General features: G+C 47.0%; 11 protein-coding genes and 1 pseudogene. 7 read left to right on the top strand and 5 right to left on the bottom strand.

Going from position 1 to position 14360, the window contains the following annotated elements; genetic code table 11:
• The first annotated feature begins 17 nt into the window (after positions 1-17).
• Positions 18-497: a hypothetical protein gene (locus IM753_RS06520; RefSeq protein WP_194108961.1), complete on the top strand. Its 480-nt coding sequence runs from the start codon at positions 18-20 to the stop codon at positions 495-497.
• 240 nt (positions 498-737) lie between these two features.
• Positions 738-2300 carry a peptide MFS transporter gene (locus IM753_RS06515; RefSeq protein ID WP_194108949.1) on the top strand — a complete coding sequence of 521 codons (1563 nt, stop codon included), beginning with the start codon at positions 738-740 and terminating at the stop codon, positions 2298-2300.
• 79 nt (positions 2301-2379) lie between these two features.
• Here IM753_RS06515 and IM753_RS06510 read toward each other — a convergent pair whose 3' ends face one another.
• Positions 2380-2556, bottom strand: a complete 177-nt coding sequence (locus IM753_RS06510) for a hypothetical protein (RefSeq protein WP_194108948.1) — start codon at positions 2554-2556, stop codon at positions 2380-2382.
• Here IM753_RS06510 and IM753_RS06505 point away from each other — a divergent pair.
• From IM753_RS06505 to IM753_RS06495, 3 genes are all read left to right on the top strand, one after another.
• On the top strand, positions 2545-4122 hold the full coding sequence (locus IM753_RS06505) for a TolC family protein (protein ID WP_194108947.1): 1578 nt from the start codon (positions 2545-2547) through the stop codon (positions 4120-4122). The two genes, IM753_RS06510 and IM753_RS06505, sit on opposite strands and share 12 nt — an antisense overlap.
• 178 nt (positions 4123-4300) lie before the next feature.
• Positions 4301-6511 carry an ATP-binding cassette domain-containing protein gene (locus IM753_RS06500; RefSeq protein WP_194108946.1) on the top strand — a complete coding sequence of 737 codons (2211 nt, stop codon included), beginning with the start codon at positions 4301-4303 and terminating at the stop codon, positions 6509-6511.
• 11 nt (positions 6512-6522) lie between these two features.
• A complete protein-coding gene (locus IM753_RS06495) occupies positions 6523-7689 on the top strand; it encodes an HlyD family type I secretion periplasmic adaptor subunit (protein ID WP_194108945.1) in 1167 nt (388 codons plus the stop codon).
• A gap of 59 nt (positions 7690-7748) precedes the next feature.
• On the opposite strand, the gene IM753_RS06490 is transcribed toward IM753_RS06495, so the two are convergent.
• From IM753_RS06490 to aroE, 4 genes are all read right to left on the bottom strand, one after another.
• Positions 7749-8498: a glutathione peroxidase gene (locus tag IM753_RS06490; protein WP_115008474.1), complete on the bottom strand. Its 750-nt coding sequence runs from the start codon at positions 8496-8498 to the stop codon at positions 7749-7751.
• Between the two features lie 294 nt (positions 8499-8792).
• The gene (xth, locus tag IM753_RS06485) at positions 8793-9701 is read right to left on the bottom strand and encodes an exodeoxyribonuclease III (protein ID WP_194108944.1); all 909 of its coding nucleotides are present in this window, start codon (positions 9699-9701) and stop codon (positions 8793-8795) included.
• 336 nt (positions 9702-10037) lie between these two features.
• The gene (locus tag IM753_RS06480; RefSeq protein ID WP_194108943.1) at positions 10038-11858 is read right to left on the bottom strand and encodes an acyl-CoA dehydrogenase C-terminal domain-containing protein; all 1821 of its coding nucleotides are present in this window, start codon (positions 11856-11858) and stop codon (positions 10038-10040) included.
• A 149-nt stretch (positions 11859-12007) separates the two neighbouring features.
• Positions 12008-12799 carry a shikimate dehydrogenase gene (aroE, locus tag IM753_RS06475; RefSeq protein ID WP_194108942.1) on the bottom strand — a complete coding sequence of 264 codons (792 nt, stop codon included), beginning with the start codon at positions 12797-12799 and terminating at the stop codon, positions 12008-12010.
• A gap of 334 nt (positions 12800-13133) precedes the next feature.
• Between aroE and IM753_RS06470 the strand changes: the two genes are divergently transcribed.
• Together IM753_RS06470 and IM753_RS12975 are read left to right on the top strand one after the other, a co-directional pair.
• Positions 13134-13730 carry a hypothetical protein gene (locus IM753_RS06470; RefSeq protein ID WP_065255281.1) on the top strand — a complete coding sequence of 199 codons (597 nt, stop codon included), beginning with the start codon at positions 13134-13136 and terminating at the stop codon, positions 13728-13730.
• Between the two features lie 176 nt (positions 13731-13906).
• Positions 13907-14188, top strand: a pseudogene (locus IM753_RS12975) (IS982 family transposase); the annotation flags it as partial.
• Positions 14189-14360 lie beyond the last annotated feature (172 nt).

Genomic DNA, 14360 nt, shown 5'->3' with positions numbered 1-14360 from the left:
AACACGACAGGTGATTTATGGCACACGCACACGACGCTTCTGAAAACAACCCAACCAAAGAAATCATCCATGCTTTGATTGGTGTGGTTCTACTTTTGGTTCTCATCGGCGGTATCGCCGTTTTTGCATGGCTACGCCCAGCGGGCAACCATGAGCCTGCAACCGTCTCAGCCACGCCCGCAGGCAGAGCCTTAGACGAACTCATCCAGCAAGAGAACAACCCCACCGATGCCCAAAAGGCAGAAGCTGTGGCGGTAGCGACCGCCCCTGATGCGACCGCAGATACTGTCGCCAGCGACACCGCCGAACAAGAAGCAGCCGAACAAGTTGCCAACTCGGCAGGCGATGCTCAGACCCCCGTCCAAGAAAAGTCAGCAGAAGACCAGCCTGTTGCCAGTGACGTGGCGACCAGCGATGCACCACATGAGACCACTGCCGAGAGTGTGGCAGGTGATGATGCCCAAACAGCTCCCAGTGAGCAGGAAGTCGCCCAGTAATCTGACAAAACCTTATTTATCATTAAATAAGGTTTTTTATGAATCATGATTTTTATGCAAAAAATTGATAAAACAAACCCCAATCCTAGCTTAAAATGGTAACTCATTGATTGTTCTATCATTATTTGTTGTGGGGGAAAATTGCAATTTACCCTTGATGAGTCAATTATTTATATAAAATTGAGAATGGGGTTAATGTTGCTTGCAAATATCTAAAATCATCATTTTAAGGAAAAAAGCATGGCAAATTCATCGGCAGACACCAACGCAGATGCCCACTTTAAAAAGCTAGACAAAGCATTTTTAGGACATCCCAAGCCCTTGCAAGGGCTGTTTTTTGTGGAGATGTGGGAGCGTTTTTCTTATTATGGCATTCGCCCTTTGCTGGTTTTGTTCATGACGACCGCCATCGTCTCGGGTGGTTTTGGTTTTGATGACACGACAGCCGCCGCCATTTATGGGATATTTAGTGGCATGATGTATTTGGTGCCATTGGCAGGCGGATGGCTGGCTGACAACTGGCTTGGACAGGAGCGTTCACTGTGGTGGGGCTGTATCATCATGGCACTGGGGCATTTGGCGATTGGCATGTCGGCATTGCCCATGCTTGGCATGACCATGTTTTTTGTGGGGCTGATTTTATTGGTGCTGGGGACGGGGCTGTTTAAGACGTGTATTGCGGTGATGGTCGGCTCGCTTTATGATGACAAAGATGACAGACGAGACTCAGGATTTACCGTTTTTTATATGTCCATCAACCTAGGGGCGATGGTTGCCCCGATAGCCACAGGTTATTTTGTGGACAAAGGTCAGTGGCACACAGGCTTTACCATCGGTGGGATTGGCATGCTCATTGCGTTGTTGGTGTATCGCTTTGTCGCCAAAAAATACCTGACCGAATTTGCAAACAGCAAAGGCATGAGTGTCAGCTGGGATAAGCCCAGTCGCCGTGTGGCTCATGTGGGCAAAGTGGTTTTTGCCTTTTTGGTGGCGTTGTGTGGGTTGGTGGTGCTGGTAAGCACAGGCGTACTAACCATCAATGCCGTGGCGATTCGTGATGCCATGACGTATCTCATCATCGGGGCATTATTTGCTTTTTTTGGGTGGGCGTTTTTGTCATCTCGCTTTGTCAAGGCAGAAAAAATGCGTCTGCTTGTCTGCTTTTTTCTCATCATCGGAGCATCTTTGTTCTGGTCAAGTTTTGAGCAGCAACCTGCATCATTTAACCTATTTGCTGAGCGTTATACTGACCGCAGTTTGGGCGGTTTTAACATTCCAACGGTGTGGTTTCAGTCACTAAACCCCATTTTTATCCTGCTCTTTGCCCCTTTGGTGAGCATGTTGTGGATAAAACTGGGCAAACGCCACAAAAACCCAAATAGCATGACAAAGTTTGCCCTAGGCATGCTACTGGCGTCGGTTGCTTTTGCCATCATGATTATGGCGAGCAAGATGATTGTGGCAGGCAGTGCCAGCGTGTCCATGATGTGGCTTGTCTCATCACTGCTTTTTTTGACCATCGCTGAGCTTTGTATCTCGCCTGTGGGCATGTCCAGCATGACCAAACTTGCCCCACAAGGCATGCAAGGGGTGATGATGGGGCTGTGGTACACGTCCATCTCGTTGGGCGGACTGATAGGCTCTATCTCAGGTGGCTATGTGTCGGCAGAGACGATAGGGGACTTGCCAAAGCTCTTTACGGCATTGACGGTCTTTTTGGTGGTCTGTGGGGTGCTACTGTTGGTGCTTGCCAAACCCATCACAAACATGCTATCACAGACGGACAAAGATGCCACGGTCTAAAAGTCGCCCTTTATCCAAAATGTAGAGCATTTTTTGTCAAAATTTGCTATTATAGTGCTAATTTTACCCAAATCTCAACTTATGCCAAGCTCATCTGTCTGCCTTGTTGTTTGGGCAGATGGCAATGTCCCATATTTTGGATGATGTTAGGGCTGTCCAAATAAAATAACGCATAAAGTTGAACATGGTGTTCATGTTGGCATAATCTTTGCTTATTATTCATGATAAGTAATTGGACTTTTTGATGACTTTTCATAATCTAAAAAAATGCGTGCTTTTTGGGCTAGGACTGATGCCCACCTTTGTTTTGGCAAATATTAATCCGCTAGACTTGGATGCACTACTACTTCGTGCCACGCAAACCCACCCCTTGGTCAATGCTGCCAAAGCTGATGAAATGGCGGCTGCCGAAGGCGTGCGTGCTGCCAAACTGGGCATGTTGCCGACCCCCACGATTAGTACAGGGCATGACAAAAACGACGGACTGGTGAGCACTGTTGCCATTCGTCAGCCACTGTGGACAGGGGGGCGACTGACGGCACAGATTAACCAAAGCATTTATGACAATAAAGCCGCCAATGCGTATGTCTTTGAACAGCAAAACACCGTTGCCAAAAACACCATTGACATCTGGCGGGGTTATATCTACGCCGTTGCCTTGCAGGAGCTGTATGCTGACAGTTTGGCACGCCTAAAAGAGTTTGAAGCGATGATGGAGCGTCGGGTGGCACAGGGCGTGTCGGCGAAGATTGAGCTGGATTTGGTCAAAAATCGCATTTACCAAGACCAAAACTCGCTACAAAATGCCATAGAACAAGAGCGGGTCGCTGCCGCCAGACTCTCACAGCTCATCGGTGAAGAGCTGGGCGATAAAAAATACAACATCACCATGAAGTCCTTAACGGACTACGCCAAAGCACAGTCGGTAAATTTTGAAACGCAGGTGTTTGGCAATATGGGCAGTCATCATCCTAGTGTGGTGCGTCAGCATTTTCAAGTAGAAGCCGCCAAACAAGAAGCAAAAGCCCAAGCGGCAGGACGTTATCCCAACATCTACGCCCAGTATCAACATACCTTTGAGCATGAGAATAACGAAGATGATGGCGAGTTTTCGGTGGGCATGTCCTATGATCCAGGGGCGGGTTTTTCATCGCTTGCCCTAACCCGTGCCGCCAATGCCCGTGCCATGAGCCTAACTCAGACCCAAGAAGCGACACGGCGAACAGTCATGGAGAGCCTACAAACCCAGTACCAAGAGTTCGTCTCATCAAGAGACAGAGAGCAGTCTATTAAACTTGCCATCGATGGGGCAAAACTGGTGGTGGATTCGTATGGTCGTCAGTTCATCGCAGGGCGAAAATCATGGCTAGAAGTGCTAAATGCCGTGCGTGAACACACTCAGTATGAACAGCAACTGCTAGAAGTCCAAAGCCAAATGGTGGCAAGTTTTTATAAGCTACAAGTGGACTTTGGGGCGATGGATTGGCAGTCAGATTATCATGTCATTCATGCACCCGTCAGTGAGTTTCGTCCTTATCGTACGTTTTTGGCATGGCGTGAGACCAATACTCAGTCAGCACCAAAGCTAAGCACCCCAATGGTTGATGACAGTTTTGTCAATCAGCAGGATTTGTGGATAGAGCCACCCCGCTTGGCAGATGAGATGGGCAATGAGATGGATGAAATCGATGAGATTCATTCATCAGATGCTCAGATGGAGCACATCATTGATGGCGAAGGCGTACAAATGGGCGAGCAAATCCAGCCTGTGGATGAACGTCGTTTTCCGACCGCTGATGACTTTAAACAAACAAATCAATAACTTAATCTTAACCATATAAAAAAACCGTTGTGTTAAACTTATCGTTTGACAGAATTAAGTTGCGGTATGTATCAACATCGACACATGTGGGTGTATTTAAACAAAGAGTACCGTGATGGTTTTTACCTATATTTATCAAATATTGTCATGCCAAAGCGTGACAAGCCAAGGATAACTGATGTCGTTAAACCAAACCACTGACAACCCCGACAACCAACAGCTACCAAAACAATACACCAGCAACAATGCCTTGGGCATTGCGGTGTTTGAGCTTTTAAAAGACGTGGGCGTGACCGTGGACAAAAATCGTCTGGACACCGCACTTGGTCGTGTGTCAGGCTTTGATGACCATGAAGAGCGATTGACCCATTTGCTTGACATCTTGGGCATCTCTGATGAGCCAGATGTCATGGATGAGCCAGATGCTGCTTACATGCCCCTGCTTGCTCATCATCAAAAGTTAGGCTATGGTCGCATTGTCCAAAAATACGGTCTAAGCTGGCTGTTTGAGAGTGTCGAAGGGCGAGTGAGCTGTCAGACGTCGGATTTGGATTTTGTGGCAAAAATTCGTGTCTCGGACAAGCTGGTCGCTGAGAAAAAAGTCGGCTTTCACGAACTTTTGGTGCAAAATCTGACAGAGCATAAGCGTGTTGTGGTAGAAGCGGTTGTGGCATCTTTTATCATCAACCTGCTTGCCCTTGCTGTGTCGCTATTTTCCATGCAGGTCTATGACCGTGTCATTCCAACAAACAGCCAGTACACCTTGATTATCCTAGCATCAGGCGTGGGCTTGATGATTATTTTTGAAGCGATGATGAAATTTGCCCGCTCTAAGGTCATGGATAAGATGGTCATCGGTGTTGATGAGATATTATCAAGAAATATCTTTGAGCGACTGCTGGCGGTGCGTGTGGATAAGATGCCAAACTCAGTCGGTTCACTGGCAGCTCAGCTTCGTGGCTATGAGCAGGTGCGTTCGTTTTTTACGGCAAGCACGCTGTTTACGCTTGTTGATATTCCGATGAGTATTTTGTTCATCATCTTGATTGCGGTCATCGGCTCGCCCATTGTTGCCATTATTCCGTTCATTGCCGCAGTAATTGGCATCATATTGGGCTTATCTAGCCGTAAAAAGATTGATAAAATCTCTGCCGAAAACGCCGCCGCATCCTATCTAAAAACGGGGATTTTGGTGGAGACGGTCGAAGGCATGGAAACCATCAAGGCAGGGTCGGGCAACTGGAAGTTTTTATCCAAATGGCTGGATGTGACGGGCGACACCATCGACAACGACCTAAAAATGCGTCATGCCAATGACAACCTAAATTATAGCGTACAAATGCTCCAACAAATCAGCTATGTGGGGATTGTCATTACAGGGGCGTTTGTGGTAATGTCGCAGGGCATGACCATCGGTGGTCTGATTGCTTGTACCATTTTGGGCGGCCGTATTCTTGCTCCCATCATGAACGCCCCAAACTTGCTGGTACAGTATTCACACGCAAAAGCCGCCAAAGTCAATATTGAAAGGCTTTTTGCATTAGAACAAGACAATAACAATGTTGCTCATCCGCTTGCCCCATCTCGCATTCATGGCTGGTATCAGTGCCATAACATGACCTTTAATTATGCAGGCAATGAGCGGAACGCCCTAAATATTGAGCATTTGGACATCAAGGCAGGCGAGCGTGTGGCAATATTAGGCTCTATCGGCTCTGGCAAATCTACTCTCTTAAAAATCCTATCAGGTCTATACATGCCCACAGGCGGTCATGTATTGTTAGATGGGCTGGACATCAGCCACATCAGCCGTGAATCCATGAGTGAGCAGGTGGGCTATCTACAACAAGACCATCGTCTTTTCCAAGGGACGCTCCGTGAGAATCTGCTCATTGGCATGCCCGCCCCACCTGATGATGTCATCAGACAAGAGTTGCATCGCACGGGGCTTATTCGCTTAGTATCAGGGCATTCTAGTGGTCTGGATTTGCCCATCAGTGAAGGGGGTAAGGGTCTGTCAGGCGGACAAAAACAGCTGGTTGCTTTCACCCGCTTAGTGCTGACCAAACCATCGGTATGGCTACTTGACGAGCCAACGGCATCCATGGACAACATGCAAGAAAATCAGTGTCTACAAGTGCTTGCCCAAGAGCTCCAAGACCCCACCAAGACGCTCATCGTCTCAACCCATAAAATGGGACTACTGGCTTTGGTCAATCGTATCATCATCATGGCAGATGGTAAAGTGGTCATGGATGGGCCCAAGCAGGCGGTGTTGTCACGGCTTATCCAAAACGAGCAAAATGCCAAAGATGCCATGAAAAAAGTAGAGCAGGGCAATGCCACACAAAACATTGGCACCAATCCTAATACGCCCAAACAACCATAAAGGGAGATACTGTGAGTCAAAAAAACTATCAAAAAGCCAAATCACGCAGTAAGCCCAGTGTGATTATTTGGGTGGCACTGGTGACCATTATCGTGCTTATTACATGGGCATCATTTGCCAAGATTGACCAGGTTACCAGAGCTCAGGCGACTGTCATCGCATCTGACCGCACCCAAGAGATTCAGGCAACCGATAATGGCGTGGTATCAGAACTTTTGGTCAAAGAGGGCGATGATGTCAAAAAAGGCGATTTATTGGCGATATTAGAAGAAGAGCGTGCCAAAGCAGCACTGGACAATTCAGCAACCAAAGTAGCAGCACTGCGAGCAAGAGTAGCACGTTTGGAGGCGGAGATTTTTGACCGTCCATTAAATTTTCCAGAAGAGATACAAAAGTATGCCGAATACGTCCAAAACCAAACCGAGCTATACAATCGTCGCCGTCAAGCCATTACCCAAGATGTGGCATCATTACAAAAAATGCTAGAACTTGCCAAGCGAGAACTTGCCATGAACGAACCGCTACTGGCTCATGGCGATGTCAGTCAGGCAGATGTGATTAGGCTTCGTCGTCAAGTGGCGGACATCGAGGCACAGATTACCAACAAACGCAACAAATACTTTGAGGATGCTCAAACCGAGCTGACCAAAGCCCAAGAAGAGCTAGAATCTGAGAGCGAACAGCTCAGAGACCGAACCCAAGTATTAGAAGAAAAACGTCTATTTGCCCCTGTGGACGGCAAGGTGAATAACATCGCCGTTACGACCATTGGCGGGGTAGTGCGATCAGGCGATACCATCATGCAGCTGCTTCCGACCAGCAGTGATTTGGTGGTGGAGGCAAAGGTTCAGCCTGTGGACATCGCCTATGTCAAAGAGGGACAGACTGCCAGTGTCAAACTGGACGCTTATGATTATTCTATCTTTGGGGCGATGAATGGCGAGGTCATCTACATCAGTCCAGATACGCTCATGGAGAAAACCCCACAAGGCGATAAGCCCTATTATCGGGTGCAGATTCGCATAGAAGGGGCTCAGGTGGCGGCTCGTGAAGATGAGATTGTCATCAAACCGGGTATGACTGCCAGTGTGGACATCAAGGCAATGGAGCGGACGGTGTTGTCCTATCTGACCAAGCCGATTACCAAGACGTTATCCGAAGGTCTGGGCGAGCGATAATACTAAAAAACGTGGCATTTTTGCCACGTTTTTTTGATAGTTCTAAGTGATACTTTTAATTAAAGCACACACTCACCACTCGTCAGATATTTTTCCAAATCGTCCGAACCGCCAATGTGCTTACCACCGATAAAGACCTGCGGCACAGTCTCACGCCCTGTCATGGCACGCACTGCCGTTGTGGTAACATCACGACCCAGTACCAGCTCTTCGTACGCCACACCACGAGCGGTTAGGGCTTCTTTTGCCTTAATGCAGAACTGGCACCCTGCTTTTGAGATAATCGCCACAGACGGCTTGTCCGTCCATTCGGGGTTCAAAAACTTAATCATGGTGTCAGCGTCCGACACTTCAAAGGGGTCGCCGTCTTTTTCGGGTTCGTCAAAGATTTTGACAATCACGCCATTATCCACAAGCATGGAGTAACGCCATGAACGCTTGCCAAAGCCAAGATTTTCTTTGCCGACAAGTCGCCCCATACCGTCTGTAAATTCGCCATTGCCGTCTGGGATAACGGTGATGTTGGCACATTCTTGGTCGGCTTTCCATGCGTTCATGACAAAGGTGTCATTGACCGACACGCAGATGATGTCGTCCACGCCCAGTTTTTTGAACTCACCGCACAGCTCGTTGTAGCGGGGCAGGTGTGTTGATGAACACGTTGGGGTAAATGCCCCTGGCAAGCTAAACAGCACGACTTTTTTGCCGCCGAACAACTCGTCTGTGGTTACGTCCACCCAGTTGTCGCCTTGACGGGTGCGGAAAGTTACGCTTGGGACTTTTTGTCCAACCATGTCTTTAAATGCCATTGCATTCTCCTAAAAATAGATTTGGTTCATTATACAGAATTTTTGTGGATTTTGCTAATTTTGCAGGGTTTTTGGGCTGATATGTGTAGTTCTTTATAAAAATCATCGCTCATTTTTTCTCCCTGCCAAAATCAAGCACCATAAAATTAAAACATAAAATTTGATGTGTAGGGGCGAATTGCAATTCGCCCAAAAATCAACGCCTTATCGCAGGGCAAATGTAATTTGCCCCTACAAATCCGCCCAAAGGTATAGTTAATTAACAATGCCTTCATTTTTAATTCAGCAATGCACCTACCCAATCACATAATCCACAACCACAGGGGCGTGGTCAGAATACCACGCATCACGATAGACCCACGCCCCTGCTGTACGAGACTTCCAGTCGGATGAACAGACGTGATAATCTATACGCCAGCCCACGTTTTTGGCACGGGCTTGCCCACGATTTGACCACCATGAATAGATGTCGCTGTCATCTCGCACCACCCGAAATGTATCCACATAACCAAGCTCATCATAAATATGGTCAAGCCACGCCCGTTCATGGGGCAGACAGCCAGATGCTTTTTGGTTGCCCGACCAGTTTTTGATGTCAATGCGTTTATGCACGATATTATAATCGCCACAGATGATGATGGATTTATTGTCATCTCGCCAGCGTTTTAATATGGTTTTGTATTTTTCCAAAAATTCATCTTTGCGAGCCTGAGCATCATCACCTGATGAACCAGATGGCAAATACAAAGATGCAATATGCACAGGCGTATCAAGTCCCCATTCGCTTAGGTCAAACTGCCCACAAGTAAACCGCCCTTGCGTGTCGGCAATGTCAAAACCAAGCCCGTCTGTGGGGATAAAGGGCAATTTACTATAAATCGCCACCCCTGCATAGCCTGCTCGCTCGGCAGGGAACAGATGAGCGTGATAGCCCACAGGCTTAAACTTATCCGTCCACTGCTCATGGGTTATCCGTGTCTCTTGCATACATATCACGTCTGCGTCCGACTTTGTGATAAAGTCAAATAAGCCTTTTTTCTCACTGGCTCTTAGCCCATTGACGTTGATAGACACCACCCTTAGGATACGCTTGTCGCCATGCTTGGCGATGTGGGCGGATTTTGGCGGTATGATGTCGTTGGGTTTGGGGTTTAGGGCGGTTGGGGCTTGTGGGTTGGGGTGTAATGGGTTGATGTCGGTCATGGTGTCGTTTAATTAAAAGGTTTGCAAAAGGCAAATTTTACCACAAAATGCCATTACCAAAACCAAAATCCGCCTTTGATTGTTTTAATGGTATTGCTAATGAACTATACCTTTGGGTAAATTGTAGGGGCAAATTGCAATTTGCCCTATGATAAATCAATTGCTTATATAAAGTTGGGAATGGGGTTAGGCATGAAGAGTGGCGTGCTATGCACTTTTTTAAATGAAAATTTTTTAAACAGACATTTCATGGCAAATACCAACATTCAACACGCCCAAGCCAAACAAAAACCACCCAAATTGATGAGTGGTTTTTGATGATTTTTAAACTAATAATTAATCAATGATAAAATGCTCGATGTCCATGTCGGTCATCACTTCACTTGGGGCGGTCATGCTGTCGGCAAGCCCGTTGGTGCGTGGTAGGATTTTATCAAAATAGAACTCTGCCGTTTGGGTCTTGGCAAGGTAGAACTCACGGGGCTGTTCACCGCCATTTTTCATCTTGTCAAGGGCGACACTCGCCATTCTCGCCCAGTGATACGCCATCATCACATAGCCTGAGTACATGAGATAATCATCGGACGCTGCCGAGATAATCTCACGGTTTTTGCGTTTGGCGGTAATGGCAAGGCGTAAGGTTAAGGCGTTCCATTCGGCACACAGTTTGGTCAATGCCCAGACGTATTTACGCATGTCTTTATCCAAAGCATAATCACCACACCATTTCATGATGCTGGCGGTATAATCACGCACGACCTTGCCACCGCCTTGTAGTAGCACCTTGCGACCGAGTAGGTCTAGGGCTTGTACGCCTGTCGTACCTTCATATAGCGTGCTGATACGGGCATCACGGGCGATTTGTTCCATGCCCCATTCTTTGATGTAGCCATGACCACCAAAGATTTGTAAGCCGTTTTTTACAGATTCTTGGGCGATTTCGGTCAAAAAGCCTTTTAGCACAGGCGTGAAAAAGCCCATTTTGTCTTCCCAATGTGCAATCTCTTTTTTGTCCCCACGCACGGTCGCATCCGCCAGTTTGTCCGAATAACGCCCAACATGATAAATCATGCTTCTCGCCCCTTCGCTAAATGCCTTTTGGGTCAGTAGCATACGGCGGACATCGGCATGATAGTGAATGGCATCAGCTGGCTTATCAGGCTCTTTGGTGCCAGATAAGGCACGCATAGAACGACGTTCTTTGGCATAAGGCAATGAATTTTGGAAGGCAAGCTCCATGTGAGCCAAGCCTTGAATGCCAGTGCCGACACGGGCGGTGTTCATGTAGGTGAACATGGCTTTTAGTCCTTTGTTCGGCTCGCCAATCAAGAACCCTGTGGCATTATCAAAGTTAATCACGCACGTGGCAGATGCACTAATCCCCATTTTATGCTCAATAGAGCCACAGCTTACGCCATTACGCTCGCCCATGTTGCCGTCATTGTCAGGCAAGAATTTTGGCACGATAAATAGCGAAATGCCTTTGGTGCCAGCAGGGGCGTCAGGCAGGCGTGCTAGTACGATGTGTACGATGTTCTCGGTCAGGTCATGCTCGCCAGCACTGATGAAAATCTTAGAGCCATTAATGGCATAAGTGCCGTCATCGTTGGGCTTGGCGGACGTTTTCATTTGGTTTAGGTCGGTACCGCATTGGGCTTCGGTCAGACACATGGTGCCAGACCACTCGCCAGTAACGAGCTTGGGTAGGTATAGGTCTTTTTGCTCGGTCGTGCCGTATTCCAAAATGGTATTGACCGCCCCAAGCGATAGCCCTGGATACATGGCAAATGACCAGTTGGCGGTGCCAAGCATTTCTGATTTGATGAGATTGAGCGACATTGGCAGAGCCATACCGCCATACTGCTCAGGGTAGGCAATGCCTTGCCAGCCCCCTTGGGCGAACTGCTCGTATGCTTCTTTAAAGCCTTTGGGCGTGGTAACTTCGCCGTCCTTAAAATGACAACCTTCGGCATCGCCTGACTGATACAGGGGGGCGATGACGTTTTCGGCTAAGTCGGCAAAGCCTTCTAAAATCATGCCAACCGTTTCGCTGTCGGCATTTTTGCCATGCTCAAAGGTTTTATAGTGGCTTGGATAATCAAAGACTTCATTGATGAGAAATTTGATGTCCCGTAGCGGGGCTTTGTACGTTAGCATAAGACAGCTCCTTTGTGATAAAAATATGATAAGGGGAAATGTGTTAAAACATCATTTCCCTACTATACCTTATTTTGTGATTTATGCTAGGGGTTTTGTGTTAAAAATAACTATTTTTCATACATTTTTATTATTTTTATAAAAATAAATTATAAATCCAACACCACCTTATCCAAATCCACCGCCCGACCTGTCCACAGCTCAAAGGATAAGCGAGCTTGATTGATGAGCATACCCATGCCGTCTATCTGTTTGGCGGTATTAAAATGCTCCAAAAAAGCAGACGGCTTGCCATACATCATGTCATAAGCCACATCAGCCGATACATCACCCAAATCCAGCGTTTGCCCTGTGGTTGTGGCGGATGTGGCATTGATAATCACGTCAAAATGTCCTGTCAAATCATCCAAGGCGTGGGCATTTATGGTAATGCCTTGCGTGATGAAATTTTGGGCAAGTATGTGGGCTTTTGATGGTGTACGGTTAAAAACTGATACTCTGGCACCACGTTGAACCAGTGGTAAAATAACCCCCCGAGTTGCTCCACCTGCCCCAAGTATGGCGACCTTTTTGTTGTATAAATCCACACCATGGTTCACCAAATCCGCCACCAGTCCTTGACCATCTGTGTTGTCGCCAAAGAGCGTGCCATTTTTTAGGGCAAGCGTGTTTACCGCCCCTGCGTTTTTGGCGTATTCGCTTAATGTGCCGACTTCTTGGCAGATGTCAAACGCCATTTCTTTAAAGGGCAAGGTTACATTCGCCCCCACACCGCCACCGTTAAAAAAAGCTTCTATTACCGCCCTAAGACTGTCAAAATCATCAGGGCAAAATTGGCGTCGATAACTAATATCAATCCCCACCGCACGAGCAAAGGCGGTGTGAATGGCAGGGCTTTTGGAATGACTAATGGGGTTGCCAATGACGATAAAATGGTGCATATCTTGTCCTGATGAATTTACAATAAAAACTGTTAAAATGACCCAAAAACGGCTACAATAACCGCCATTATTTTCCCGCATATGTAGGGCGTGCCTGCCATTGATAACATTGTTATAGGATATGACAAAGATTTGACGATTTCAATCCATTTTTGCATGAAAAATGGCTAAATCTGGTTTTTCTGCGTCAAAATCCTTGTTGATATTGCAATATCAACTGCGGACTTTTCCTTGAAAAACGGGCGATTTCCCCTATTTTTCATTGCAAATACCAAAGACAGGCACGCCCTATCATTAACGCAAGCCATTTTACCATTTACCATTTATACCAGCCATGACCGACACCAATTCTGCCCCTGCCAAAAAATCCTTTAAAACCCCCATCATCTGGGCGGTCATCATCGCCTGTGCTTTGGCATTGGCGTTGTTTTTTCGTCCCGCCACGCACAAGGACGTGGTACAAGATGACGGCGAGCCAAAGGTTTATGAAAAAGTGGTCTATGACGTGGCAAATTGGCAAGCAAATCCTGCCATCGATGAGACAGGGCAGGGCAGGTTTGAGCGTGCCAAGACGCTGATAGCCCCCACTGCCACCAAGTCGGACGCCCTAGATTTTCATGGGGCTATGGCGGACAAATACAGCTACACATCAGGACACGAACCGCCCCTATATGTCATCGAGTCGGATAAGATCTTTGAGCTGGCATGGTACTACGCCCACCCCAAAGACAGCGATGCCATCAAGCAGGCAAGCCACGCCCACGCCCAAAAAGCCCATGCCCTAGCCACCGCCTTATATGGCGATGACGGCAAAGCGGTGTTGGAGCAGATGTTGTCAGAGCAAGCGATTGGGGCAGAAATGCTACAAGGACATGGCATATTAAAGGCAGAATGTGCCAATTACACCTGCCAGCTTATCATACAAAAATAGGGAAGTGCTTCATTCTTTTTATATAAGCGATTGATTTGCCAAGGGCGAATTGTAATTCACCCCTACAACCCAAAAATAATTATCTAATACCCCACTCTCAACTAAACCCAAGCCCCTTGAAACAAAAACGACATAGCCCAATCCTAAGTTTCACCACAAAACAAAGGGAGCAAGCCATGTCGTATGATGATTTTATCATTGTTGTCTATCTTTTGGTAGAGGCTTTGTATCAAAATCTTGTAACCCAACCTTTAAGAAGCAAAAGCTTTCCCCCTGCCTTATCTGATGCCGAAGTCATCACCATGGAGCTTGTAGGTGAGAGCTTGGGTTTTGATACAGACAAAGGCATTTGGCGTTACTTTAAAAACTGCTATCAGCATTACTTCCCTAAATTAGGCTCATACCCAAACATTGCCAAACACTGTGCTAATTTGGTCTGGATTAAGGATAAGATGATGAATGTGTTCGGTGCTTTATGTGTAAGCCAAAATCATCAAAGCAAGAGATTTATGGCACCTGTCCAATCGTGTGATTAGAAAACTCTTGGCTCACAGTGTTTGTGTGCAGATTAACAAACAACTTGGCAACCCACCACTTAGGTTTGAGATGATTTTAAGTTGAGAGTGGGGT

Origin of the sequence: Moraxella sp. K127 (assembly GCF_015223095.1) — a bacterium.
Taxonomy (GTDB): Bacteria; Pseudomonadota; Gammaproteobacteria; order Pseudomonadales; family Moraxellaceae; genus Moraxella.
The sequence above is the reverse complement of the archived record's forward strand: the minus strand, read 5'-3'. Positions and strand labels throughout refer to the sequence as shown.

What these genes read in the sequence shown, in the direction of transcription:
- IM753_RS06505 (WP_194108947.1), top strand. Translation starts at nt 2,545, where the DNA reads ATGACTTTTCATAATCTAAAAAAATGCGTGCTTTTTGGGCTAGGACTG.
- IM753_RS06500 (WP_194108946.1), top strand. Translation starts at nt 4,301, where the DNA reads ATGTCGTTAAACCAAACCACTGACAACCCCGACAACCAACAGCTACCA.
- xth (WP_194108944.1), bottom strand. Translation starts at nt 9,701, where the DNA reads ATGACCGACATCAACCCATTACACCCCAACCCACAAGCCCCAACCGCC.
- IM753_RS06480 (WP_194108943.1), bottom strand. Translation starts at nt 11,858, where the DNA reads ATGCTAACGTACAAAGCCCCGCTACGGGACATCAAATTTCTCATCAAT.
- aroE (WP_194108942.1), bottom strand. Translation starts at nt 12,799, where the DNA reads ATGCACCATTTTATCGTCATTGGCAACCCCATTAGTCATTCCAAAAGC.
- IM753_RS06520 (WP_194108961.1), top strand. Translation starts at nt 18, where the DNA reads ATGGCACACGCACACGACGCTTCTGAAAACAACCCAACCAAAGAAATC.
- IM753_RS06515 (WP_194108949.1), top strand. Translation starts at nt 738, where the DNA reads ATGGCAAATTCATCGGCAGACACCAACGCAGATGCCCACTTTAAAAAG.
- IM753_RS06490 (WP_115008474.1), bottom strand. Translation starts at nt 8,498, where the DNA reads ATGGCATTTAAAGACATGGTTGGACAAAAAGTCCCAAGCGTAACTTTC.
- IM753_RS06510 (WP_194108948.1), bottom strand. Translation starts at nt 2,556, where the DNA reads ATGAAAAGTCATCAAAAAGTCCAATTACTTATCATGAATAATAAGCAA.
- IM753_RS06470 (WP_065255281.1), top strand. Translation starts at nt 13,134, where the DNA reads ATGACCGACACCAATTCTGCCCCTGCCAAAAAATCCTTTAAAACCCCC.